The sequence below is a fragment of the Acinetobacter minutum genome, from assembly GCF_035916735.1.
GTDB lineage: Bacteria > Pseudomonadota > Gammaproteobacteria > Pseudomonadales > Moraxellaceae > Acinetobacter.
The window spans coordinates 116,195-139,683 of the sequence record NZ_JAQIHG010000003.1; the positions used below are offsets into that span (position 1 = coordinate 116,195).

Consider the following 23,489-nt stretch of genomic DNA (forward strand, 5'->3'; position numbering starts at 1 on the left):
GCTTGGATACTTTAATGACTACTTTAAAAGATCAAATTACCGAAGTGTTGAAAACCTCAATGCGTGCCCGTGATATGGCACAGGTAACCGTGATCCGTAGTCTGCAGGCAGCAATTAAGCAAATCGAAGTCGATGAGCGCAAAGAGCTTGACGATGCTCAGGTTCTTGCGGTCATTGAAAAGCAAATTAAACAACGTAAAGAATCGGTTAAAGCCTTTGAAGGTGCTGGCCGAGAAGATTTAGCTAGTAAAGAACAAGCCGAAATTGAGGTGTTATCTCAGTTTCTACCAGAAGCTATGACTGAGGAAGAGCTTGATTCTCTCATTGAGCAAACCATTGTTGCTCAAGGTGCTACTAGCATGAAAGATATGGGTAAGGTGATGAATTCTCTGCGTCCGCTCATAGCCGGGCGCGCCGATCCTGCGCTAGTTTCTAGTAAAATTAAAGCCAAACTTGGCTAATTTTAGTCTTTCTTAAACACGTTTCAGCTATATCTGATTGATCTATTTCGCTAGAAATAGCATAGATATGCTCATGTTTTAATCATTACTGTATAAGTCATTCATCGATCAAACCATCTGAAACAAACATTTTCTCCTTTCAGAATTCTTCGTATTTTCGTACATTTCAGGACGCAATTAGATTTTCATTTGTCGCTCAAATTGCATTTGCTTTAAACGCCGGTCAATGGTTGCAGAAATTGCACTGTTCTCTTTAGCAAGTCGCTGCGCATGTAACAATGAACGAATTGCCGTTTCTTCTTGCCCTGACCAATACTCGACTTCAGCACGATAGCGTAAAACATTGACGGTATATAAAGGTGACTGCCGCTGTAAAGCTGCTGTTTGCTGCATTAGACGCCAAACCTGCAAATCTCTTGGATTTTTGTCAATCCAACTCTGTAATAAGGTCTGCGCTTGTCCCGCTTGCTGCTGACGAATCAACACTTCTGCTAACTTCAAGGCCAATGCTCGGTTTTCAGGCATAATCCGTTGCTGTGCAGCAACCGTCTGATAGGCTTGGGCTAACTGGTTTTGTCCCAAATAAATATCAGTTTGCAACAAAGTCAGCAGATGATGCTGTGTCATCTGAACTTTAACCTGATTCAATACCTGCTGTGCTTCGGCATATTCTCCACGTTTCAGATAAAAGCTTGCTAATGCAAGCTGCCCAGCAGCGCTGTTTTGTGCCAAGCTCTTTAGCTGAGACTCAGAGGTCTGATTGGTCAAAACAGCTGTATACCACTTGAGGATTTCAAAATCCAAATCACTCGTCTGCAGAGATTTTTTTGGCAGTTGATGCGCTCGTAATCGTGCTTCACTCATACGCTCCGTCGTGAGCGGATGTGTCAACCAGAAATCCGGCAGAAAACTCACCCGGCTGGTCGAGCGATGCATGATTTCGAAAAAATCAGCCATACTTTCAGGATTATAGCCCGCCGTATACATATATTGCATGCCGATCCGGTCTGCTTCACGCTCCTGATTACGGCTATAGGTTAACTGCTGATCCATCAACGCTGCTTGTGAACCCATCATCACGGCTGCACCGGCATCACCATTTGCCTGCGAAGCAATCGCAGCACCAACCAACACACCCGCTAGTGCGAGTAAGCCTTGCCCTTTAAAAGCTTCTTGTGAACGACTGTAATGGCGCTGGCTGACATGAGCGACCTCATGTGCGATCACGCCTGCAACTTCATCCATATTACGTGCAGTGGTGATTAGCCCTGTATTAAGAGCAAACAAACCGCCAGGCACAGCAAAGGCATTGATTTGCGGATCATTAATTAATAGCAGACCAATCGGTTGGCCCAATTGCGCTTGACTTTGCACACGCGCAAACACCTCCATAAACTGGTCTTCCAGCCATGGATCCTGCAATACAGGCATTTGCTGCTGCACCTGACGATAAACTTTTTCGCCAATCAGGCGTTCATTTTGCTGGTCAATCAACCCGATGCCCGTGGCAATTTCGGGCACATCAAACTGACTAGCTTGAGGAGCAGGATAAAACGGCTGTGCAAGCCCCATCATCGAAGCCCAACTTAGTCCAACAGTCAAGAATACCCGTTTCAATGCCACACCCAAATTTATACTGTCAGATTTAGACTATAGCATTGAAAATAGGAAAGATTCGCAAGGAAGTGTTATCAAATTTTAACGAAAATCAGGGTTCACTATATAACGAGGCGTACGCCCTTCTAAAGCATCGACCAAGTTACGATAGGCCAGCTCAACCATTTTTTTTCGGGTTTCGGCCGTCGCAGAACCAATATGCGGCAAAGTCACAACATTCGGCAAACTGAACAACGGCGATTCTTGTAATGGCTCTTTTTCATAAACATCAAGACCCGCTGCAAAGATTTTCCCTTGCTGCAAGACCTCGATTAAAGCGGCTTCATCAACGACAGATCCGCGGGCAATATTGACAAATACTGCATGTGACTGCATTTGAGCAAATTCTTTGGCACCCATCAAGGCCTGAGAATCAGCATTCAAATCAACAGCAATCACCACAAAGTCCGAACGCTGGAGTAATTCTGGAAGACCACAGTATTGCGCATTTAGGGGTTGCGCCATTTCAATCTTTTCACGGCGGTTATGGTACAAGATATTCATATTGAAACCATAAAAGCCACGGCGGGCAATCGCTGCACCAATATGACCTAAACCGACGATTCCCAAAGTTTTGCCAAAAACATCCTGGCCAAATTGTGCTGGGCCGGCTGTTCTCTTCCATTGTCCCTGTTTAGTCCATACATCGAGTTCTGTGACTTTGCGTGCAGCACTCATCAACAAGGTAAAAGCCAGATCTGCTGTAGTTTCTGTGAGCACATGCGGCGTATTGGTCAACCAGATCTTGCGCTGGTTCAGATAATCTACATCGTAATTGTCGTAGCCCACCGTAACACTGGAAATGACTTTAAGCTGCTGGGCGGTGGCCAGATTTTTTTCATTTAATAAACGCCCCGCACCAATCAAACCATCAGCATCCACAACGTGCGCACGCAACTGTTCATTCACATCACCCTGCTTCGGGTCGATTTGCACAACCTCATACACTTGCTGTAAACGGCTCAGAATTTCAGTATCGATCTGGCTAAACACCACCACTTTTTTACGCATTAGTCATCCATTGAATTAGGTTTATTTTGCATATAGTGCCACAACTGCTGTTTGAATTGCGGCTGTTGTAACATCTGCTCCAAACTCGGTAAAGCGACTCGTATGGAGTGTTGAAGATACGGAATATCGCCCAGCATGATCAAGTTTTTATCCAAACTCATGGCATCAATGAATCCTTGGATATAACTCTGAACGCCGCGACTATCTTGCAAATGCGGCAATGGAAATGGCCATTTCAACTCATGAAACTGACTTGGTAGCGCTGTCTGAATATTGAACCACAAACGCTGCTGCTGCTCGGACAATACAGTCGCATCAAGCAAAATCACACAATGAGGCAAACTACAGGCTTGCAGCGTAAAAGGAGCAATCTGCTCACTATGGGTCGTCTCAGGCATTATTATGCGCTGTTCAACAACGACCGCCGCTTCAACCCGAGCAGGCACAGGTACTTCTACTGCAGGCGGCCTTTTTTCTTGTTTTTTAACTGGGTCACTGGTCGTGATGAGATCAACGTGTGTAGCAGGGTGCTCTGGTGACTGATCTCGCCAGAGGGAAGGACAACTTTTCTCCTGGCGTAGTGCATCTTTGGGAACCCATAGGTCGATTCCCAAGGCCGCCAGTCTACTGTGCTGATGCCCCATCATCATACTATTTTCGTCGTCTCGCAAATTTGCACTATTTTAGCCGGTTTAAGCGTGTCACGCTGTGCTTTCTTTACTGAGCTTGGACAATTCACGTCCAGATCAAACAATCACAATACTGCTCTTTTTCTGCATTTGATCGACAATTTCATCGGTTTCAAAACCCAAACGCCAATATAGCAATTCGAGCACGTCCAACTCATCCTGCGTGATAATCCGATCCTGCCACAAACATAACTCGGCAACTGCCAAAATCATCAGTCGATCACGCAATAATAAGCCGGCAATATCGTTCAGAATTTCTGCCAAATCAATCGGCTCATCCGAAATTTCTTCGTAGAGCGGCAATTCATCTGTATTCAACACACGCTGCAAAATTTGATAACGCACATCAAACTGATTTAAGGTATTGATTTGCTGAACATGCAACAACGCATCGATCAAACGCACAACTTGAGGCTTCACATCTTCCAGTGAAGTGGGCGTATGCAACGGCATGAGACCCAGCCGATATTTGACACGCTCTAACAGTAAGGCATCTAATAGGCCAATCTCTCCATCCTCCTGAATGATCCGTGCCAACTTGGTCAGAAATTGTCGTCCCACGGTCGCAGGCATTTTTCCAATCGTCTGACACGCATCATGAAAGATCTGAATATGCACCCGCCCATCCAAATGCAATAAAGCATCAATGATCGCACGGCTGACCTCGGCATCTTGTGGAATAAATTCACGGTACTGACGGATCATCAGAATCGCCACCATGACTTCACGTGCTCCGGTAGAAGTCTGCAATGCTCGCTGCAACAGCTCAGGACGCGACATGTTTTGTCGAATCTGACGTTTTAAGGGTTTGATGGCATCTTTAATTGCAAAACTGATCGGAGATAAGCGCAGCAGGGGCAAAGGCTGAGGCGAGGTCCATGGATGATAAGTTTCCTGATCCATTTCGTCCATCATTTGCGACATGCTAAATTTTGGATGTGGACCCAGTTTCAAATTTTCCAGACGTAAATCTTGTAACAGATGCGGATTTAACTTATAGAGACGATCCTGAATACTCGGATGAATATTCAACCAGCTTTGTGGGCTTAACGAGTTGGCGAAACACATATGGGCTATCGATTCAGAGTATTCACTGTGAATCTGTGATCCGGCATGATGCACATAAATTCTTAATAAGGTCTGGATATTCGCATCATTACGTATCAACAACTTGGTTTCCTGATCGTTTCGGAAAGTGCGTCCACCCAAAGTTAAATATTTAATAAAACGAGAAATCATTACCCCTAGGCTACCCACTAGCCAGATCAGCCCGCCAGCAGCCACCAGAATCGTTTCAAACTTATTGCCTCGTTTTGATCCAGGTGAATCAAAACCTCGTTTTGCAATATGACTACCCCATCGGCTAAATGTCGTCAAACCACTGTACAACACCTTTAAACGGGTATTTTCAGCCGTCTCCCCTGATAGAATTTGGCTAAATTCATGACTGAGCAAGCCATAGAGTTCCAGCTCATCCAGATTTTGTAGTGCCCCCCAGGTCAGGATAATTACCGTGTCCTGTGGCGAAAAGCCTGCAGTAAATGCATTGACGCCAACCTCGTCAGACAGTACATAGATCCCTGGGGGTTCAATACTAAAATTCTGCGCCAACTGTTCCGTCAGTCGCAAGACTGTCATTTCTTCCGGGGTACTTTCCAAGGCATTCAAGCGTCGTGCTTTGATCTGTTTGGCCAACCAATGGCCACCTTCACGAAAAACATAGAATTCGTGTGCCACCGATCCAAGCATAATTGAGAGAATGACTAAAACAAAATAAGGACTAAAACGATGCCAGAGGATGGGCTGATCTGGCTCAAAATAATGCACAATCAAGCCAAAACAAGCATTCAAGATAAAAATTGTGAGGATGACCGCCAATATACACATACTGGCAGACCACCTCATGTTCTTATTTTTGATTAAATAGCGACTTACATCTTTCAATGTAAAACTTCCCTATTACATTGTTGAGCCACATCATAAAGAAAAAAAGCGGGAAAAACCCGCTTTTTTTGCTCGTGATACTTAGCCTTCCATTACACCAGATAGATCAACGGATGCAGCATCAATATTTACATCAATATAGCCATCTTTTTTCTTTTTGGCTGAGTCACTGCGCTTTTGCTGTAAATCATCCAAATACTGTTCATCAATACCGCCCGTCACATACACTCCATCAAATACGGAACAGTCAAATTCAGTGAGATGAGGCACTTTTTTGGTTCGTACTGCATCTTTCAAATCTTCCAGATCCTGGAAAATCAGACGGTCTGCTCCAATTTCTTGACGGATTTCTTCAACTGAACGATGCGCAGCAATCAACTCTGATTTGGCTGGCATATCGATACCATAGACGTTTGGATATTTCACCATGGGTGCAGCCGAAGCAAAGAATACTTTCTTGGCACCGGCATCACGAGCCATCTGAATGATTTCGTTACAGGTTGTACCACGTACAATCGAGTCATCCACAAGCAAGACATTTTTGTCTTTAAATTCAAGCTCTACTGGATTCAACTTTTGACGCACTGACTTTTTACGCTGTTGCTGACCTGGCATGATAAAGGTACGACCGATATAACGGTTTTTCATAAACCCTTCACGGAAGGTCACACCAAGTTTATTGCCGAGTTCCAGAGCTGCAGTACGACTGGTGTCCGGAATTGGAATCACTACATCAATCTCATGGTCTTCACCCCACTCGCGCAGGATTTTATTGGCCAGGGTTTCACCCATACGCAAACGCGCTTTATAAACCGAAATGCCATCAATGGTTGCATCTGGACGCGCGAAATACACATATTCAAAAATACATGGATGGTATTGCGGATTAGTCGCACATTGCTGTGTGAATAACTCACCCTCTGCATTGATGAAAATTGCTTCACCTGGGGCAATATCACGCTCGATCTTAAAGCCAAGCGCTGTAATCGCAACAGATTCAGATGCAATGATATATTCAGTGCCCTGCTCTGTTTCACGCGAACCATAAATCAATGGACGGATACCATGCGGATCACGGAAACCGACCAAGCCATGGCCAGTAATCATCGCCACAACACCATATGCACCTTTGCAACGTTCATGTACGCGGCTAACCGTATGGAAGATGTCTTCCGCAGTTGGTGAAAACTTATTACATTTTTGCAATTCATGTGCAAACACATTCAGCAAAACTTCCGAATCAGAATCGGTATTCATGTGACGCAAGTCTGTCTTGAACAGATCTTCATGAATTTCTTCTGCATTGGTCAAGTTACCGTTGTGGGCCAAGGTAATGCCATACGGAGAGTTCACATAGAAAGGCTGTGCTTCAGCACTGCTTGATGAACCTGCAGTTGGATAGCGCACATGGCCAATACCGTAATTACCCAACAATGCACGCATGTGACGAGTATGAAACACATCACGCACCATGCCATTATCTTTACGCAAGAATAAACGGCCATCTTGGCAAGTCACAATCCCTGCTGCATCTTGTCCCCGATGTTGTAACATCGTCAATGCATCAAACAACATTTGGTTAACAGGTGATTTACCAGCTATACCAACTACTCCACACATAGCAACCTCGCAGACCAGCTAGGGATTAATTAAAAGGATTATTTGTTGAATGTTCTGACCGTGACTTCACAGGATCAGAAACGGAAGGTTGATGAGAACCTTCTTCGGACTTCATTTGTTTCCACGCTTCACTCGCCACGTCTTTCGACACTTCACTGGCCATCGGCGCATAAGGTAATAAATTCTGAATAAATTTGGACTGTTTCCAGTGTGGGGAGCTTTCTACCCAAGGACCCAGTCCCTGCATTGTGATCAGTACAATCAGCAGACCTTTTAAGGTTCCAAAAGCACCACCGGCCAAACGATTTATGGGACCAAGTTTGAGGGATTTCAATACACCATTTAAGATCGCAGTTACCAGCCAGGTACAAACAATGATAAACAGCACAAGAAACGCAAAGGCCGCAATCTTTTGCACCACCGGATCCTGACTCAGTGCCTGCATAGAGGGTGCGAGCAGATTGGCATATTTTGCACCCACAATTAGGGCAAAAATCCATCCAACCAAGTTCGCAAAGGCTTTTAGCAATCCTTGTCGCAAACCGTTTAGCCCCCCAATGAGCAAAATTATCAGGATGATGAGATCAAGGGTGTTCATAATCAGGTCATAGCATCGACGCAGTCTTTGATCAGACTCGGTCCCGTATAGATTAAACCACTGTACACTTGCACGAGCGTTGCACCGGCTTGCTGTTTTGCAAGTGCTTGCTCTCCTGACACAATACCACCAACACCAATTAATGGGATTTTATTTTGCAACAATTCAGCAAAACGACTTAAACATGCTGTGCTTTTCTCGAAGACTGGCGCACCGGATAAACCACCTGCTTCATCACCAAATGGCAGGTTTTCCACCCCTTCGCGTGACAAAGTAGTATTGGTTACAATCAAACCATCGATCTTGAATTGCAGTAATTTAGCTGCAATAAATTCAATTTCCTCAGGATTCAGGTCAGGCGCAACCTTCAATACCAGTGGTACATAATGCTGATACTCTTCAGCCAATTGCAGCTGACGATTTTTTAAGGTTTCCAATAATTCTGTTAATGCATCGCCACTTTGCAAGCTACGCAAGTTTTTGGTATTCGGTGAAGAAATATTAACCGTAATATAAGAGGCGTAGTTATAGACTTTTTCCAAGCAAATCAGATAATCATCGACTGCTTTTTCAACTGGTGTATCGGCATTTTTACCAATATTAATACCCAATACACCTTTGAATTTTGCTGCTTTTACATTTTCAATCAGCTGATCCACACCGGCGTTATTAAAACCCATACGGTTAATAATCGCTTTGGCTTCAGGGATACGGAATAAACGTGGCTGAGGATTGCCTGGTTGAGGACGCGGTGTAATCGTTCCAATTTCAATAAAGCCGAAACCGAGTGCCGCCAACGCATCAATATAAGCACCGTTTTTATCTAGACCGGCTGCTAAACCCACTGGGTTAGGAAACTGAATCCCCATACAGGTAACCGGTTTTGCAATACTATTCGCGCGGATCACGCCCATCTGATGGGCGGATTTCAGTAAGGATAATGTCAAATCATGCGCACGCTCTGGTGCTAAAGAAAACAACAAAGGGCGAGCCAGTGAATACAACATATCTACGAAAGTCTACTGCTTTTAAGTCGCCATATTATAGGCACAGGTGGCTTAAAACACCATGCTTGATCTGCCTTTATTTTTACCCGTTCAAGCCAAAACGGTGCTAATTTAAGCTAATTTTGCGAACCAATAAGCATTAAGAATCAATTGCTAAGCCTACTCTAAAAGGGTTTACAAATTTAAAAGATCGAAAGCTATTTTGTTTCTAAGCTCAATTCGTTTACAAGCCTGACCATCCCATCAAAATGATCATCCGGTTGCTCTTCAAGGTGAAACATACCCAAAATGTAACCCGCTCTAAAAAACGGCTCGAGTCTACTGACCTGAACCATTCATGTTAAAACCACAATCAACCCGTGAATCTAGCCCAATTGATCGATCAAGCCGTTGGAATAAAAGCTTTTTGCTGAGTGGATAAACCATTGGCAATGACGGCTTGTTCATAAATGCGTGCTTCGGCCAAAGCAAATGGATGATAAGGCTGCTGGGTAAGCTGCTCTGCAATATGAGCGACCACATTCATATGACAAACCACCACGATGGATTCATAAGGTAACTGTGATAACCATTCAATCGCGTCTTTGGCGTTATCATCTGGTTTAATCTTGTCACATATAAAGACCGGTACATCTGGAAAATACTGCTGAAGATGCTCCAGTGTTTCTTGCGCTCGCAATAAAGTGCTGACGACAAAAACATCCGGCTGAATCTGATCTTTTAAATATGCTGCGGTTTGTTGGGCTTGTTGATGGCCACGTGGAGTTAAAGGGCGTTTTGCATCTTGCTCTTGACCTCGACCTTCCGGTATCGCTTCACCATGACGCACCAATGTCAGTTGCATATTTTCACTCCCTGTACATGGCTCAACTTCGTTTTTTGTCGAGCCAACTAAAAATTAATGATCACACTTCATGATGGGGCAGTACAAATTCAACATCACTACGATGGCCATTCTTCATCAATGACAAAGCGATATTCAGTGGCGGCGCATGTTCAAAAATCACTTCGTATAAGGCATTGGTAATCGGCATATAAACATCCAATTCCTCGGCGCGTTTGCGCACCTGCACGATGGTATTAATACCTTCTGCCGTTTGTCCCAATTCCTGTGTCGCCTGCTCTAGAGTTTTCCCTTTACCCAACGCATAACCCACTTGGAAATTACGGCTTAACGGACTATTACAGGTTGCAAATAAATCCCCTACGCCTGACAGCCCCAAGAACGTCAGTGGGTTGGCTCCAAGCTTAACGGCAAAGCGGCTCATTTCAGCCAAAGCACGCGTGATGATCATACTTTTGGTATTTTCACCAATGTTATAAGCAGCACCAATCCCCATCGCCACAGCATAAATATTTTTCAGTGCACCACCCAACTCAACCCCATGCACATCATCACTCCCAAACACACGGAAAAGTGCACTATGCAAGGCCTGCTGAACGGCATAGCGTACCAATTCAGATTCACTGGCAATCACAGTACCTGCCGGCATGCCTTGCATAATTTCTTTCGCCAAATTAGGCCCTGACAATACACCATAAGGTACCTCGGGTAATTCCTCCCGAATAATATCGCTCATAAAACTAAAGGTATTGGCTTCAATGCCTTTGGTTAGTGAAATGACCGCTTGTGCACTAATATATGGTTTGATTTGTCGCAACACATCACGAAAAGAATGGCTCGGAATTGCCACCAAGATAATATCGCGGTCTCGGACAGCGGTTTCCAGATCAGACTCTGCTCGCAAGCCAGGCTCTAAAACATAATCTGGCAGATAGCGTTTATTGACATGGGTGCTATTAATCTCAGCTGCAGTGGCAGGATCACGAATCCAGATCATGGTATCGCAACCATTGCGCACTGCAATGTTCGCCATAGCCGTTCCAAAACTACCCCCACCCAACACCGTAATTCTCAAGGCGGTTTTCTGATCAACATTTACCGGTTCAACCAAATCAGTAAATTTTAATTCCGTCATTCTTGTTATCCCTAAAGAAGTCTATAGTGCTGGATTTTTATACTGTCCAAAATTGGACAAAATCTTGAGTTTGAATATCAGCCCGGGCAGGGATTGCTTTAGCTGCCGTGCCAATATAAATAATGCCCGAAATAAAGTCATGAGACTGCAAGCCAAGCTGTTGCTTCAACCACTGTGATTCAACCACCGCGCCGGTGCGCCACATACTGGCAAACCCCTGCGCCTGTAAAGACAATAAAAAGTTCTGAATCGCGGCGCCACTGCTGAGCAATTGCTCAAATGCCGGAACCTTGGCATGGTCATGTATCTGGGTCAGTGCCAAAACCAACAGCGGGGCGCGAAACGGATGTTGTTGCACACGATCCAGCTGCACAGCATCGGTTTCACCCAAGTCTTGCAAAGCACCTGCCAAAAGCTGGCCAAATGCTGCTCGCTGAGCCGCTTCAACAACAATAAAGCGCGTCGGCTTTAAACGGTGATGATCAGGTGCGGTCAATGCCGCCTGAAAAGCTCGTTCGAGTTGAGCAGCATCTGGTGCTGGCTCAACCAACTGGCCAATCGACTGGCGTTGATGAATATTGTGGTGAACTGTATCGACTACTGAATCCGTCATTAATATTAAAATCTATAATCATTACTGAATTTAGATTAGCATATTCAAAGTGCTTTACTCTATGCCCTCAACATTTTTCAGCCTAAACTGCATGCAATACATTGCATAGAAAATAAAACTGCAATGTTCATACAAGTCATACAAACACAGCACTAGAAACTGTGCTGAAATAACCAAGTCCAAGTTTTTACGGGTTCTTCACCATGAAAAATTATTTACGAGTTACAAGTACAATCTTGCTCGGTCTAGTGCTGGGCGCCTGTGCATCAACACCGAAACATACACTTGCCGTTCAAAAGCCCAATAACCAATATGAAGTCACTGGTATCGGTAAAACCAACCTGATCGCAAAAAATAACGCCATTAATGCAGCCAACCAGACTTGTGGTAGCAAAGCTGCGCCTGTTGTCGTCGATGAAAAAACCACGTATCAGGGCGTACTTAAAGATCTTGTAGATGAAGAAACCGGAAAAATGGTGCAGGCTGCGAGTGGTGTCATTGGCATCTTTACCGGAAAAAGCACGGATCTTTCTCGCGATGATGACTACCAAACTACCTTGACGTTCTATTGCAAAGCCCAGTAACAAAAAAACCCAATTCACAGGAATTGGGTTTTCATCATTTTAATCATAGTGCAGATCTAGCAATACCCGTCTAAACGGGTTAATGGCAATTTTTGCCCAATCGCTTTTTCAATTTCAGGCAAGTAGAAGGCATCGTCTTCCGACAAGAAACTAATACTCACGCCTTGAGCACCTGCACGACCAGTACGGCCAATCCGGTGCACATAATCATCTGACTGTTCTGGCAGGGTAAAGTTAATCACATGTGAAACTCCATCCACATGAATACCACGACCTGCAACATCAGTCGCAATCATAATATTATGTTTGCCATTTTTGAACTGATCCAGCATTTTTAGACGCTTATCTTGGGCAATTTCGCCTGAAAGCATGACTACCTTATAGCCATCTCGCTTCAAATGATCATACAAGCGGCGCACCTGATCACGGCGGTTCGCAAAGATCATGACTTTTTCAATGGGTTCATCCCGCAGGATATCTTGTAATAAACGATATTTGTCTTGACGTGCCACCATATAAACACGCTGCTCGACATCCGCATTGGTTTTCTTTTCCGGCTCAATTTCAACCGTAACCGGCTCAAACAACCATTGCTGTGCCAAATTCAACACATCATAACTAAAGGTGGCCGAGAACATGAGGGTCTGACGCTGTTCTTTGCGCGGTGAAAAACGTACGATACGTTTAACGGAAGGAATGAATCCCATATCAAGCAAACGGTCTGCTTCATCGATGACTAAGAATTCAATCTGATCCAACCAGACTTCTTTTTGCTCAACAAAATCGATCAGGCGTCCCGGTGTCGCCACCATGATATCGACAAAATTCTGATCCAGCTGTTTTTTCTGCTTGTCAAAATCAACACCACCTAGCAAGGTCACCAAATGCAGGTTGGTAAATTTGGTCAACTCTTTGGCATCACTTTCAATCTGCAAAGCCAATTCACGTGTAGGTGCAAGAATCAAGGCCCGTGGTTCGCCACGAAAGCGAGGTTCTGTAATCGGATTATTCAGTAAATCATTAATGATACTGATCAAGAAAGCTGCTGTTTTACCCGTACCGGTCTGTGCTCGACCAATCGCATCATGCCCAGCCAAAGTGAAGTGCAAAACCTTCTGCTGGATGGGGGTCATCTGCTTAAACCCTAAAGCATCAATCGCTTGTTTCAGTTGCGGATGTAAATTCAAGGTTTCAAAACCAGCTACCATAAAACTTGTGCTCAAACTATCAATCACAGAAATTGTGACCCATTATAAACAAAAACGCCCCAATTCAAAAATTGGAGCGTCTGACCATTGACTAAATTAAATTAGTCTAACGGCTGAACTTCTTCAGCTTGGAAGCCTTTTTGGCCTTTAACTACGCTGAATTCAACACGTTGGCCGTCACGTAAAGAACGGTGGCCTTCGCCTTGAATTGCACGGAAGTGAACGAATACATCGTCACCGCCATTGCGTTGAATAAAACCAAAACCTTTAGTGTCGTTAAACCACTTTACTACGCCTTGTTCACGAGCTGTCATAAGTTAATCCTCTGTAAGTGAGATAAAAGGACCACCCGGTGTTGCAAACAGCAGAGCAAACAAGGTTTAAAAATATTTATTATTTCTAAGCTTGTAATCATTCTGTAAAACTATTAACAAAATCCCGGTTACATCCATTTGTAAAAGGTTTTAAAAACAATGTTTATTGGTATTAAACCTAAATACGGCATCGAGCTTAACACGGGTTTATAACAATTAATAGAAGTTTTTTTGCTTATTTCTAGAATGTTTAGTCTCTTTTCTGTGATGCCTGTTGTTTTTCTACAAAAGCCTAATTTTATAGAATTTTATTTTTCTTGGTTGGGCATCCTAGGCTTGTTTGCTAACATACTGCTTTTGTTTAATTCATTCGATGAGCCGTGATGTCTGAGACCTTAGCTGCTTCCCCACTGGAAATTAATGCCTTAGGCAAACCCTGCCCGATGCCTTTGCTCATGTTAAAGCGGGCGTTAAAAACCAGTGCTCAGGGGCAAATTTTTCTACTGAAATCTTCTGACCCGCATAGTGAGATTGATGTACAGCGCTATTGTCAGATGCATCAGTTAAAGTGCCAAGCAGAAAAAATTTCTGAAACGGAATACCACTATTTAATTGAATCTTAATTGTTTTCGATTAGACTAACCAGATTGGCAAATCCATATAAACATTTACATTTCTCTACCGAATTTTCCTTAATGATGAACCCCGTTCGAATTAAGATGATTGTATTGGTAACCTCACCTGCTTCCTATAAGGAGAACTCATGAGTGACAGCAGCAACAATCAGTTGATGCCCCTGTCATTATCTGCGCCAGGCGTAAATCTCGGTGCGTATATCAGCACTGTCAACCAGATTCCAATCTTAACTGCCGAGCAAGAAAAAGAGCTTGCTGAACGTTATTATTATGATCAGGATCTCGATGCAGCCAAAATGCTCGTGATGTCTCATTTACGTTTTGTCGTGCATATTGCACGTAGCTATGCGGGATATGGGTTACCTCAAGGTGATCTGATTCAGGAAGGCAATCTAGGCTTGATGAAAGCGGTCAAACGCTTCGACCCGAATATGGGCGTGCGTCTAGTTTCTTTTGCCGTACACTGGATTAAAGCTGAAATTCATGAATACGTGATCCGTAATTGGCGTATTGTTAAAATTGCCACCACAAAGGCACAGCGCAAACTGTTCTTTAATTTACGCAGTCTGAAAAAATCCAGCAAAAAACTGACACTCGAAGAAGCGCAATCGATTGCGAATGATCTAAATGTGACACCTGAGCAGGTGCTAGAAATGGAAGGCAGACTCACTGCCTATGATGCCGCTTTTGAAGCTTCTGGCGATGATGACGATGAAGGTTCCAGCCATGTCGCACCCGTCTTGTATTTGGAAGACAACCGCTACGACCCTGCACGTCTGGTAGAAAATGAAGATTGGGAAGAACAAAGCACCTCTGCCCTCCATGAAGCCATGGATCAGCTGGATGACCGTTCACGTAATATTCTGCAACGCCGTTGGCTTGATGATGATAAGTCCACACTACATGAACTGGCAGCTGAATATAACGTGTCTGCAGAACGTATCCGTCAGCTGGAAAAAAATGCGATGGAAAAAATCAAAATTGCCATGTCCTCCAACTAATCAGATCATGATAAAAAAGGCCGAGTCATCTCGGCTTTTTTTTATGGGGCTGAACAACACAACCTGCTTTAACTCTTATCCTGCTCTTGCTTTTATGCTAAGGTAAGCCACAAATTTTCTTGATCAAATTTGGCTTATGTGGATTGTCATTGCAGCCTTGAATCTGGCTTGCGCAGTCATGTTAGGCGCTTTTGGAGCACACGGCCTAAAAGCACGGGCAAATGAAGTGCAACTGGCGTGGTGGCAAACAGCGACAGATTATTTTTTCTACCATGCGTTGGGATTGCTCGCACTTGCTATCTTGGCCAAAGTGATCCCTCAATTGCCCATTAAAGCAAGTTTCTGGTTGATCCAATTCGGTATCCTGTTGTTCTGTGGTTCCTTATACATCATGACCTTGGGCTTACCACGCGGACTGGGAATGATCACCCCGCTTGGTGGTCTTCTCATGATTCTAGGCTGGCTGACTCTCGCCTGGAATGCTTATAAATACGCAAAATGAAGATGGAGTCTTGAATCATGCACATTTATCTTAATGGCGAATTGACTGAAACTCAGTGTCAAAACCTGTTACAGCTGGTGCAGCAACTGGCACTTGAAGGCAAACGCTTTGCTGTAGAAAAAAATGAAATGATCATTTCTAAAAGCAAACTGGAACAAACGCCGATTTGTAATCAGGATCGTATAGAAGTTATTCACGCTGTCGGTGGCGGTTAATTCGGAGCTCTCCCATGCAAGACACCCCTCTTATTATCGGTTCACGTACCTTTCAATCACGTCTGCTGGTAGGTACAGGTAAATATAAAGATCTCACTGAAACCGATTTAGCCATTCAGGCCAGTGGTGCAGAAATTGTTACGGTTGCGATTCGCCGGGTAAACATTGGGCAGCACCCTGATCAGCCGAACTTGCTTTCTGTTATCCCTCCTGAGAAATATACCATCCTGCCAAACACTGCGGGCTGTTTTGATGCCAATAGTGCCGTACGTACCTGTATGCTCGCGCGTGAATTATTAGATGGCCACAACCTGGTTAAACTCGAAGTCTTGGGTGATGAAAAAACGCTTTATCCCAATATTACTGAAACCCTCAAAGCAGCACGCACCCTGATCGATGATGGCTTTGAGATTATGGTCTACACTTCGGATGACCCGATTGTTGCACAAGAACTCGAAAGCATGGGTTGTGTAGCGATTATGCCACTAGGTAGCCTGATTGGTTCTGGTTTAGGAATCCTGAATCCACATACCATTTCGATCATTAAAGAAAATGCCAAAGTGCCCGTGCTCGTTGATGCCGGTGTAGGTACAGCCAGTGATGCTGCCATTGCCATGGAACTAGGCTGTGACGGCGTATTAATGAATACTGCAATTGCAGCAGCACAAAATCCAATTTTGATGGCTTCTGCGATGAAAAAAGCCGTGGAAGCTGGCCGTGAAGCATTCTTGGCGGGTCGCATGCTACGTAAACGTATGGCAAATGCCTCATCACCTGAAACAGGTTATTTCTTTAAATAAAAATTGTTTCCATAAAAAAGAGCCATATTTCGGCTCTTTTTTATTGCCTACACCTAAGCAATCAGACCTTCATCGCGCATCGCGATCTGCACGGATTGACGCGCAGCCACTTTGTCACGCAGAGCATTAATATGGCTATACGGCGTTAAGTCATGCTTGATATAGTTTGACCAATTGGTAATCACAAATAAATACGCATCCGCTGGGCCAAAGTTATCATCCACTAGATAATCAGTGTCTGACTCACCAATGGTTTTATCGATATAGCTCAGCAGGCGGTCGATTTCTTTATAGGCTTTTTCTTTTTCTGGCTCAGTCAGTGGACCAGTGAAAAATACCGCATAGGCATCATGCAGTTCTGAGTTCAAATAACCCAACCACTCTAATACCTTGGCACGTCCCAAACCTGATGGTGGGATCAGATCTTGCTTTGGATCATGCTGTGCCAGGAACGGTAAAATTGCCACTGCTTCTGTCAAAATCAGGCCCGGATTAATTTCTAATGCAGGCACATACCCTTTTGGGTTAATCTCGTAATAATTGATGCCTTTTTCAGTGGTATGCGTTTTTAGGTCCACACGCTCTAAGTCAAAATCAACATTAATTTCATTTAAAATAATATGGGCAGCCAATGAGCTTGCACCCGGCGAATAATAAAGTTTCATAAATGTTCCTTGTTATTACACTCTTAATGTTTTAAAACGCTTTTTTATGATTTACAAGCTAAGAACTTCATTCAATTACAAAAAAGCGTAAATGATAAAAATCTTTTATTTAAGCAATATCTAGTAAGCCAAGCATTTTTTCAAGTTAAGTTTTACTGTTTTGCTCAACAAATCGTTCACTATAGCCATTTGGATACAGACTCTCAGATAACTCAGCACTAAACCCACCACTACACAAGCCGGCGATTGCTGTATTGTCGAACCCATGTTTTATTGTCGCAACCGAATACGACTATTTTATGAACATTATTTTCAGACCAAGAACACAAATATCTATTACTCCGTTTTTGGCTACCCAAAGCCTCTCATTTTTCGGAACGTCTGATTGCTTGAAAAGGTTTGACTTGCCCTGCCTAAGACTTAAAATACCGCTTTTCATTTTTTGAATTTCCAAGATTATGTCGAACGATCAATTAGACCCGCAAATTGTAGAGCTAGACAATTTGCATGAGCACCGTGAAATTGTGACTTTTATGCGTCGTTCCTCGCCGCTAAATACCTCACAACGGACTGCGCTTGAACAGTATCGTGAACTGATTTTGGAATACCCTGTAGGTGACCTGCGCCAGCATTTTGAACATCCAGAGCGTCCCTTAACCGTGGAAATTGGTTTTGGAATGGGGCGTTCCCTAGTTTTGATGGCAAAAGCGAATCCTGAACGCAATTTTGTCGGTATTGAAGTGCATGTACCTGGTATTGCGCAATGTGTGTATGAAGCGGGAATGGCGGGTTTGAAAAACTTGCGTCTACTTGATGCAGATGCCATCCAGGTCTTGCGTGAAATGCCGGATAACAGCATCAACTGCGTGCAGCTGTATTTCCCCGATCCTTGGCAGAAAAAACGTCATTTCAAACGTCGCTTTGTGGCCCATGAACGTATGGCGTTAGTCGAACAAAAACTAGAGCTTGGCGGTACTTTCCACGCTGCAACCGACTGGGAACCGTATGCAGAATGGATGCTCGATGTGTTAGACAACCGCCCGAATCTGGAAAACCTTGCAGGCAAAGGCAATAGCCACCCTCGCCCAGATTGGCGTCCTCAAACCAAGTTTGAACGTCGCGGGATTGAAGCAGGCCATAAGATTAATGACTTTATCTTCAAAAAGATTCACTAGACTGCTCCGAGTGGTGGCGTTGCATGATGCCATCACTCATCAATTGATATATACGTTGTAACTCGGGCTGCTGACTGAGCATCGCCTGATGTAAGTTCAGGATTTTTTTATCGCCCCGCATCGCAGGCCCTGTCTGCATCTGTTGCGGTTCGTGCTGCGTGGCTTTATATGCAGTTTCCAGCATCAATGGATATAACAAGCTAAAATCCACCTGTTGCTGATCTACAATCTGCTTGGCTAGATCATAACAATAATTACTAAAATTGCAGGCAAACACAGCTGCCAGATGCAAGCTTAAGCGCTGTTGCGAACTATAGATATAAACGCGATCGCTCAGTTGCTGAGCCAAATCATTTAAGGCCTGCTGATCCGCTTCAACAACAGCCTCCACAAAAATTGGCGTATTTAACCAATCAATTTCCCGTTGCAAACTAAATGTCTGCAAGGGATAAAATACACCTGAGCGCTGATGTTTCTGGCTTAACACCTGAAGCTCGGTACTCCCTGACGTATGCACAATCAAACTGTCTGATATATAGCGATGCACCTTATCGATCACATCCGCAATCGCTGAATCACTCACGGCAATAACTACCAAATCCACAGACTGTAAAGACGCATAGTCCGTGATCCCTTGCGCAGCAACTCTATCGGCTAGGGCCTGTGCTTTAACCAGATCACGGCCATAAATTTGAACGATCGTCTGTCCCACAAGGTTTAATTTTTGCGCCAAATGATGTGCAACCCGACCTGTTCCAATAATGGAAATTTTCATGGTTATTCTCCAGTTTCAAATAACTTAGCAGGTCTGGCTCAAAAAAAAAGCCCTGTACCAACAGGGCGTTCATTTTATGATACTTTGATGGGTTTCACCGCGGCCTCTGTTACTTCACTGACCTTGCCGGTTTCGGTATTCTCGACCTTGAATTCAATACGACGATTTTTAAATCGCCCTTCATCCGTTGCATTGTCAGCCACAGGTTGTTCTTCACCATAACCCAGCACACTGATTTTATTGGCCTCTACACCCTGATGGACAAAATATTCCGCTACGGCACGTGCACGTTGCTGAGAGAGTACTTTATTCTGTTGGGCATCACCTTCAGCATCAGTATGGCCCATAATAGTGACATGAACATTCGGTACACGCTGGATCAGCACCGCGGCCTGGGTTAATACAGATTTGTTCAGTTCAGGAATCTTGGCCGACCCACTATCAAAATTGATAATCTGCATATTCAGTGCTGTGGCAATATCCAAGGGGCTGAGCTGATTGACATCAAGCTGAGCCAACGCCTGTTCTGCACGCTCCACACTACTATAAATTGCAGCATTTTGTTGCTGATCCTGTTTCATCGTTTCCGCAGCATCGAGTTGGGGTGGAACTACACGTACCTGCATATTTGGGGTCAGTTTCTGAATTTCACGAGCAATTGCCTGCGCGCGGGCATTGTTTGAAGATTGAATCAGAATCTCTGTTCCTTGCCACGTCAGCATAATATTGGGCACATCTTTCAATAATTTCAATACGCTCGGCAAGGCATCCTGATTGGTAAAGGTTTGATGGTATTTACTTTGATGATCTGCACCACACCCATTGGCATGATTAAAAATCTGTTTTACCTGCCCCTGTAAAATTTCGATATAGTTTAAGTCACCCGAGTAAATTCGGCAGGTGACCAATTCTCCCTGATGCCCCATAGAAATCTGGAACATCGCAGGCTGCGTACCAACCACCGAGGTTGCAGTGGTGGATTCAACTTCCCGCCGTTGGTCACATGTACGCAACAAAAATGCCAGAAGAAATGCAAAAATCAGTAATCCCAGCACGGCAAACAGCCATCCAGAACGTGCCTTTTCCTGCTGGGTTTCAGTAACAATAGCTTGGCTAGGCAATCCATCAACAGTTTCAATGGTTTCGGTCTGTGCTCCAAGCACACTGAGCAGTATAGTCGCCCACTCCGGTAAAGCTTGCTGAATCTCTGCAGCGTGCTGCTGGAGGAAATGTTCAATCGCGATTGCATCACGATTACCCGCTTGCTCAGCCAAAAGCGTAAGCGTGGGCGCGATAGACTGATTTAATACGGCTGCAATTTCTGCCTGAGGTGCTGTAGCACTCACCTGTTGTAAAAACTGTTGCTGAATGACGGGATGTCCCTGAAACACGTCGGAAAGTGTCGGTTTTAAATGGTTCTGTAAAGTTTCAATCCGCTCAGGATAAGCGTGTAGAATACTCAAAAAAACGGGATAAAACGCAGATAAGGCCTGACTCTTGACGAGTAAATTCTGACTGTCACCTTCCAACACCATGGCAGACACGTGTTGTTTTAAAAAATCAATAAAGTTCAAACTCATGCGTATCTCCTCGCACTGGTCTATTTTTATTATGCTGAATTTGATTGTTTTTTATTCTATTTGACAAAATGCAACGAATACCAATAAAAGTGTTCAGTAGTAACAAAACTTCGCTAAGACCCCAACAAAACTACTGCACATAAAAAAAGCCAGCCGAAGCTGACCTTTCAAGCGAAGATATCGAATTATGCTGGAATAAAAGTCTGTAACACTTTACCTGTCAAGGTCTGCTGCAACAGCGGTGTATTTTTACCCTGTGACAAGATGCTCTCTTTATTCACCACCCAGTGCAGTTCTGGATCGACCAGCACCCAACCTGCTTGCTGCTGCCAACGCTCAAACATATTGGCTACTTTTGCTGGTGCCAGAGTCACTTTTTCCACCCATTCCAATGGCGTGAACAAGCCTTCACGCACCAGTTGCACACCCAATGCTACATAGGTATCAAAAGCACTGATGCCTGGTTGAGTCTCGGCAAAAGGTGCCATTTTTGCTGAACTTGACAATGGCTCATGATGCGTACAGATTGCATCAATCACACCGTCTTTAAGCGCTTGACGCAACAGGTTTTTGTCCTGCTCTGAGCGTAAAGGTGGACGCACATGCGCCAGTGCATTAAAACCATCAATTAATTGTTCAGTTAAATGCAGTTGATGCATCGCGACATCCGCTGTCACGAGTAAGCCTTTTGCTTTGGCAGCCTTAATCAGTTCAACTGATGCACCGCAAGACAGCAAACCAAAGTGAGCACGGACACCTGTCGCTTCAATCATCAACAAATATTTCGCAATCGCGATAGTTTCAGCGATCGCTGGAATCATCGGTAAGCCCTGACGTGAAGCGATAAAGCCCTCGTGTACACAGCCATCTTTGGCAATCTGAGGCTCTTCTGCGTAAAACACGACCGTCAAGCCCAAACCTGCTGCGTATTCGAGGGTACGGATCACCACATCATCATCCGCAAATGCTGCATTGGCATTGGAAACTGCACTACAACCCCCTTTTTTCAATCCTGCCATATTGGCTGGTTGTTTACCATTCAGGCCCTGAGTTTGCGCACCAATAATGTCCAGATAAATACCACCATCGAGCATGGCTTTTTCCTGCAAGCCATGAATCAGTGCGCCATTGTCCTGCACAATTGGCTTAGAATCAGGTGGTGCAATCACATGCAGAATGCCATTCTCACGTGCAGCACGACCTTCAGATTTCAGCGTACCATGCTGCTGTTGACCTGGCTCACGCAAACGGGCACACAAATCCACCATAGTCGGCATCAACCATTTGCCCTGACCATCAATGGTTTCATCAACCTGTGCAGTAGCGGCAACCTGTTGACCATTTTGCAAATAAACGGTTTGTACTGTGTCGGTGTTCTGGATCGGATCTAACACACGGACATTTTCAATTTTTACAATACTCATGTGAACATCCTCAAACCGCAATTGCTTCAATTAAACCTTGTGCTTGTAATTGGCCCTGCATCGACAAAGCCAACACTGCCATACGCACCGCAATACCATTGGTCACTTGTTTTAGAATCACCGACTGTGGTCCATCTGCGATGCTTGAATCGATTTCAACACCACGGTTCATCGGTCCCGGATGCATTACGATACAGTCAGGTTTCGCCAAGGCAAGACGCTCTTTATTGAGTCCATACATTTTGTAGAATTCGGATTGAGACGCGAGTGCGGGTGAGTCGATACGCTCATTCTGGATGCGTAAAGCAATAATCACATCACAATCACGCACACCTTCATCCATGTTGTTGAATAAACGAACATGTTCACCATATTCATCAAAGCCAACAGGCAACAAGGTATTTGGCGCAATCACGCGAATATCTTTACACCCTAGAGTCTGTAAAGCGGCCACATCCGAACGCGCCACACGTGAGTGTTTAATATCGCCAATAATGGCCACACTCAAGGCTTCAAAGGGCTTTTTCGTTTCACGGCGAATGGTCAACATATCCAACATGGCTTGGGTTGGGTGTGCATGGCGGCCATCACCCGCGTTAATGATCGCGACATTCGGACAAACCGTGTTGGCAATAAAATGCGCAGCGCCAGAAGAAGAATGACGCACCACAAATATATCAGCTGCCATGGCTTCAAGATTCCATAGCGTATCGCGCAGTGTTTCCCCTTTTGAGGTACTTGAACGTGCAATATCAATATTCAACACATTGGCTGACAGGCGTTTGGCCGCAGCTTCAAAAGTCGTACGGGTACGAGTTGAGTTTTCAAAAAACAGGTTCATCACTGTCCGGCCTTCAAGCAGCGGACGATTGATCAGATTATTATTATCATCAAGAAAACTTTGAGCCGTATCTAGAATTTTTGTGAGATTCTCTTTAGACAAGCCCTCAATCGTCAAGAAATGCTTGAGATTGCCATGCTGGTTGAGCTGAATCTGGCTAGGTTGATGCAAGGCCGCAATATGCATAATGGA

At 44.3% G+C, this 23,489-nt stretch carries 25 protein-coding genes; 8 read left to right on the forward strand and 17 right to left on the reverse strand.

The window, feature by feature from the left end:
- Positions 1-14: 14 nt before the first annotated feature.
- Entirely contained in the window at positions 15-461 is a 447-nt protein-coding gene (locus PAE54_RS02485) for a GatB/YqeY domain-containing protein (RefSeq protein WP_326518297.1), read from the forward strand.
- A 177-nt stretch (positions 462-638) separates the two neighbouring features.
- Here the strand turns inward: PAE54_RS02485 and PAE54_RS02490 are convergent, their stop codons facing one another.
- The 10 genes from PAE54_RS02490 to PAE54_RS02535 all read right to left on the reverse strand — a co-directional run bounded on the left by PAE54_RS02490 (position 639) and on the right by PAE54_RS02535 (position 11,578).
- On the reverse strand, positions 639-2,078 hold the full coding sequence (locus tag PAE54_RS02490; RefSeq protein WP_442784371.1) for a M48 family metalloprotease: 1,440 nt from the start codon (positions 2,076-2,078) through the stop codon (positions 639-641).
- A gap of 81 nt (positions 2,079-2,159) precedes the next feature.
- Positions 2,160-3,128 (reverse strand): 2-hydroxyacid dehydrogenase, encoded by a 969-nt coding sequence (locus PAE54_RS02495; RefSeq protein WP_273776837.1) that lies wholly within the window; start codon positions 3,126-3,128, stop codon positions 2,160-2,162.
- Positions 3,128-3,778, reverse strand: coding sequence for a hypothetical protein (locus PAE54_RS02500; RefSeq protein WP_326518298.1), 651 nt, complete (start codon positions 3,776-3,778; stop codon positions 3,128-3,130). Before PAE54_RS02500 ends, PAE54_RS02495 begins: the two co-directional genes overlap by 1 nt.
- A gap of 96 nt (positions 3,779-3,874) precedes the next feature.
- The gene (locus PAE54_RS02505; RefSeq protein ID WP_326518299.1) at positions 3,875-5,761 is read right to left on the reverse strand and encodes a M48 family metalloprotease; all 1,887 of its coding nucleotides are present in this window, start codon (positions 5,759-5,761) and stop codon (positions 3,875-3,877) included.
- Between the two features lie 81 nt (positions 5,762-5,842).
- Positions 5,843-7,381: an amidophosphoribosyltransferase gene (purF, locus tag PAE54_RS02510; protein ID WP_273776840.1), complete on the reverse strand. Its 1,539-nt coding sequence runs from the start codon at positions 7,379-7,381 to the stop codon at positions 5,843-5,845.
- A 25-nt stretch (positions 7,382-7,406) separates the two neighbouring features.
- Positions 7,407-7,979, reverse strand: coding sequence for a CvpA family protein (locus PAE54_RS02515; RefSeq protein ID WP_326518300.1), 573 nt, complete (start codon positions 7,977-7,979; stop codon positions 7,407-7,409).
- A gap of 2 nt (positions 7,980-7,981) precedes the next feature.
- The gene (locus PAE54_RS02520; RefSeq protein ID WP_326518301.1) at positions 7,982-8,986 is read right to left on the reverse strand and encodes a quinone-dependent dihydroorotate dehydrogenase; all 1,005 of its coding nucleotides are present in this window, start codon (positions 8,984-8,986) and stop codon (positions 7,982-7,984) included.
- 382 nt (positions 8,987-9,368) lie between these two features.
- Positions 9,369-9,830, reverse strand: coding sequence for a SixA phosphatase family protein (locus PAE54_RS02525; RefSeq protein WP_326518302.1), 462 nt, complete (start codon positions 9,828-9,830; stop codon positions 9,369-9,371).
- A gap of 61 nt (positions 9,831-9,891) precedes the next feature.
- Positions 9,892-10,965: an NAD(P)H-dependent glycerol-3-phosphate dehydrogenase gene (locus tag PAE54_RS02530; protein ID WP_326518303.1), complete on the reverse strand. Its 1,074-nt coding sequence runs from the start codon at positions 10,963-10,965 to the stop codon at positions 9,892-9,894.
- Between the two features lie 37 nt (positions 10,966-11,002).
- Positions 11,003-11,578, reverse strand: coding sequence for a nitroreductase family protein (locus PAE54_RS02535; protein ID WP_326518304.1), 576 nt, complete (start codon positions 11,576-11,578; stop codon positions 11,003-11,005).
- 203 nt (positions 11,579-11,781) lie between these two features.
- On the opposite strand from PAE54_RS02535, the gene PAE54_RS02540 reads away from it, so the two are divergent.
- The gene (locus tag PAE54_RS02540; protein ID WP_326518305.1) at positions 11,782-12,162 is read left to right on the forward strand and encodes a hypothetical protein; all 381 of its coding nucleotides are present in this window, start codon (positions 11,782-11,784) and stop codon (positions 12,160-12,162) included.
- Positions 12,163-12,218: 56 nt separating this feature from the next.
- Here the strand turns inward: PAE54_RS02540 and rhlB are convergent, their stop codons facing one another.
- On the reverse strand, positions 12,219-13,370 hold the full coding sequence (gene rhlB / locus PAE54_RS02545) for an ATP-dependent RNA helicase RhlB (protein WP_273776847.1): 1,152 nt from the start codon (positions 13,368-13,370) through the stop codon (positions 12,219-12,221).
- 101 nt (positions 13,371-13,471) lie between these two features.
- Positions 13,472-13,684 (reverse strand): cold-shock protein, encoded by a 213-nt coding sequence (locus tag PAE54_RS02550; RefSeq protein WP_005177104.1) that lies wholly within the window; start codon positions 13,682-13,684, stop codon positions 13,472-13,474.
- Between the two features lie 383 nt (positions 13,685-14,067).
- Between PAE54_RS02550 and PAE54_RS02555 the strand changes: the two genes are divergently transcribed.
- From PAE54_RS02555 to PAE54_RS02575, 5 genes are all read left to right on the forward strand, one after another.
- Entirely contained in the window at positions 14,068-14,307 is a 240-nt protein-coding gene (locus PAE54_RS02555) for a sulfurtransferase TusA family protein (protein WP_326518306.1), read from the forward strand.
- Positions 14,308-14,447: 140 nt separating this feature from the next.
- Positions 14,448-15,320 carry an RNA polymerase sigma factor RpoH gene (rpoH, locus tag PAE54_RS02560; protein WP_326518307.1) on the forward strand — a complete coding sequence of 291 codons (873 nt, stop codon included), beginning with the start codon at positions 14,448-14,450 and terminating at the stop codon, positions 15,318-15,320.
- Between the two features lie 136 nt (positions 15,321-15,456).
- Positions 15,457-15,822 carry a DUF423 domain-containing protein gene (locus PAE54_RS02565; protein ID WP_326518308.1) on the forward strand — a complete coding sequence of 122 codons (366 nt, stop codon included), beginning with the start codon at positions 15,457-15,459 and terminating at the stop codon, positions 15,820-15,822.
- Between the two features lie 17 nt (positions 15,823-15,839).
- Positions 15,840-16,037, forward strand: a complete 198-nt coding sequence (thiS, locus tag PAE54_RS02570) for a sulfur carrier protein ThiS (RefSeq protein WP_326518309.1) — start codon at positions 15,840-15,842, stop codon at positions 16,035-16,037.
- Between the two features lie 14 nt (positions 16,038-16,051).
- Positions 16,052-16,837: a thiazole synthase gene (locus PAE54_RS02575; protein WP_326518310.1), complete on the forward strand. Its 786-nt coding sequence runs from the start codon at positions 16,052-16,054 to the stop codon at positions 16,835-16,837.
- A gap of 53 nt (positions 16,838-16,890) precedes the next feature.
- Here the strand turns inward: PAE54_RS02575 and PAE54_RS02580 are convergent, their stop codons facing one another.
- The gene (locus tag PAE54_RS02580) at positions 16,891-17,502 is read right to left on the reverse strand and encodes a glutathione binding-like protein (RefSeq protein ID WP_326518311.1); all 612 of its coding nucleotides are present in this window, start codon (positions 17,500-17,502) and stop codon (positions 16,891-16,893) included.
- A gap of 458 nt (positions 17,503-17,960) precedes the next feature.
- Between PAE54_RS02580 and trmB the strand changes: the two genes are divergently transcribed.
- On the forward strand, positions 17,961-18,677 hold the full coding sequence (trmB, locus tag PAE54_RS02585) for a tRNA (guanosine(46)-N7)-methyltransferase TrmB (RefSeq protein ID WP_326518312.1): 717 nt from the start codon (positions 17,961-17,963) through the stop codon (positions 18,675-18,677).
- Here the strand turns inward: trmB and PAE54_RS02590 are convergent.
- The 4 genes from PAE54_RS02590 to PAE54_RS02605 form a co-directional block, all read right to left on the reverse strand.
- Positions 18,661-19,452, reverse strand: coding sequence for a Rossmann-like and DUF2520 domain-containing protein (locus PAE54_RS02590; RefSeq protein ID WP_326518313.1), 792 nt, complete (start codon positions 19,450-19,452; stop codon positions 18,661-18,663). The two genes, trmB and PAE54_RS02590, sit on opposite strands and share 17 nt — an antisense overlap.
- Positions 19,453-19,526: 74 nt before the next feature.
- Complete coding sequence (locus PAE54_RS02595) at positions 19,527-21,032, reverse strand: OmpA family protein (protein ID WP_326518314.1); 1,506 nt, start codon at positions 21,030-21,032, stop codon at positions 19,527-19,529.
- Between the two features lie 185 nt (positions 21,033-21,217).
- Positions 21,218-22,456 carry a dihydroorotase gene (locus PAE54_RS02600; protein ID WP_326518315.1) on the reverse strand — a complete coding sequence of 413 codons (1,239 nt, stop codon included), beginning with the start codon at positions 22,454-22,456 and terminating at the stop codon, positions 21,218-21,220.
- Positions 22,457-22,466: 10 nt separating this feature from the next.
- A complete protein-coding gene (locus PAE54_RS02605) occupies positions 22,467-23,483 on the reverse strand; it encodes an aspartate carbamoyltransferase catalytic subunit (protein WP_273776858.1) in 1,017 nt (338 codons plus the stop codon).
- Positions 23,484-23,489: the final 6 nt, after the last annotated feature.